This is a genomic window from Paraburkholderia ultramafica (genome assembly GCF_902859915.1).
Lineage (GTDB): Bacteria > Pseudomonadota > Gammaproteobacteria > Burkholderiales > Burkholderiaceae > Paraburkholderia > Paraburkholderia ultramafica.
The window spans coordinates 1-1879 of the sequence record NZ_CADIKK010000126.1 but is presented as its reverse complement, the minus strand read 5'-3'; the positions used below and the strand labels follow the sequence as shown (position 1 = coordinate 1879).

2 protein-coding genes are annotated in these 1879 nt (G+C 68.6%); both read right to left on the bottom strand.

What is annotated here, in order from left to right; translation table 11 throughout:
- Positions 1-1241: ATP-binding protein (locus HV744_RS36455; protein WP_175154069.1), on the bottom strand; the 1241-nt coding region annotated here is incomplete at its 3' end.
- A partial coding sequence (locus tag HV744_RS36450; RefSeq protein WP_175154068.1) for a response regulator occupies positions 1238-1879 on the bottom strand: 642 nt, incomplete at its 5' end. The genes HV744_RS36450 and HV744_RS36455, both read right to left, overlap by 4 nt.

The following is a 1879-nucleotide window of genomic DNA, read 5'->3' as shown; positions in this document are numbered from 1 at the left end:
AGCTGCCGTGCGATCGCGAGGCCGAGCCCCGTCCCGCCCGTATGCCGGTTGCGCGATGTCTCCAGCCGGTAGAACGGCTCGAACACCGCGTCCAGCGATTCAGCCGGGATGCCCGGCCCGCGGTCGAGCACGCTGACCGTGGTCTGTCCATCGTGCACCGCTGCGATGCTGATCTCGGCCGCGCCGCCAAACTTCAGCGCATTGTCGACGAGGTTGCCGACGATGCGGCGCAACGCCTGCGGCCGCGTCACCACCGACCTACCGAAGCGGCCTTCCAGCGACACCTGCTGGCCCGCGTCGACATAGTCGCAGACCAGGCTGTCGAACAGCGCATCCGGATCGATGCGGCACGGCACCTCGGTTGTGCCGTGCATCGTCCGCGCGTACGTCACGCCTTCTTTCACCAGCGTTTCCATCTCCTGCAGATCCTGTCTGAGCTTCGCGCCCTGCGCGTCGTCGTCCATCACGTCGACGCGCAAGCGCATCCGTGTGATCGGCGTTTGCAGATCGTGCGAGATCGCCGCCAGGATCTGCATGCGCTCGGTCATGTAGGTCGAGATCCGGTCCTGCATCGCGTTGAACGCGCGCGCGGCCCGCGCCACTTCCGACGGTCCACCTTCCGGCAGACGGTCCGCCTTCAGGTCCGGGCCCAGCGTATCGGCCGCCAGCGCCAGCTGATGCAGCGGACGGGTCGCCAGCCGCACCGCCAGCCAGCAGCACGCCGCGAGCACGACCAGTTGCAGCAGCAGCACCAGCGGCAGCCAGCGCGACAGCGGCGCGCCCGACATCGGGCGCAGATCGATCGTCAGCGGTGTGCCGTCGCTCAGTTGCAGATGAACCTGCAGGCGTTCGCGCTTGCCGGGGACCGCGTTCACCGTCAGCGGATAACGCGTGCCGATGCCGTCGCCGATGGATTGCGCGACCCGCTCCGACAGGCTCGCATCGACCGGCGCGCCAGCAATGCCGGGCCCGAGGACGAACTCATAGCTGCGCCGTGCGAGACGCGGCAGCCACTGGGCGCGCTCCTCGGGCGGCAAATGATCGAGCAGCGCCACCGAACTGGTGACCTCGCGTCCGATGTAACCCGTCATCACGTTGGTCATCGTCTGGTCGCGTTCGGTCATCGTGAGCCAGAACGACAGCGTCTGCGCGAGCGCCAGCCCGACGAACAGGATCACCGCGAGCCGCGCGAACAAGGTACGCGGCCAGTGTGGCCAGTGCGGCCATGAAGCCGGCGTCATCGCGGGTCTCCGATTGCGGTCACGGCGGCGGAGAACACGTAGCCCTCGCTGCGCAGCGTCTTGATGTAACGCGGCTCACGCGCGACATCCCTTAAGCGCTGGCGCAGGCGGCTCACCATCAGGTCGATCGAGCGGTCGAACGGGTCGGCCTGGCGGCCCTGGGTCAGGCTGAGCAGCTGGTCGCGCGTGAGCACCCGCTGCGGATGATCGAGAAACACGCGCAGCAAGCGGTACTCGGCGCCGCTCAGCGCGACCATCGTGCCGTCGGCATCGAGCAGATGGCGCGCGGTGGTGTCGAGCCGCCAGTCGCCGAAGCACAGCATTGGCGCCGACTCCGCCACCTGCATGCCAGGCGGCAGCATGCGCGTGCGGCGCAGCACCGAGCGGATCCGCGCGAGCAGCTCGCGCGCGGCGAACGGCTTGGGCAGGTAGTCGTCGGCGCCCATTTCCAGACCGACAATCCGGTCGGCTTCCTCGTTGCGGGCGGTCAGCATCACGACCGGCACGGTGCGGAACTTGCCGGCCCGCAGTTCGCGGCACAGCACCAGACCGTCTTCGCCCGGCATCATCAGATCCAGCACGATCAGATCGGGCGCGCCCTGATCCAGCACGGCGCGCATCTGACGCCCGTTGGCCGC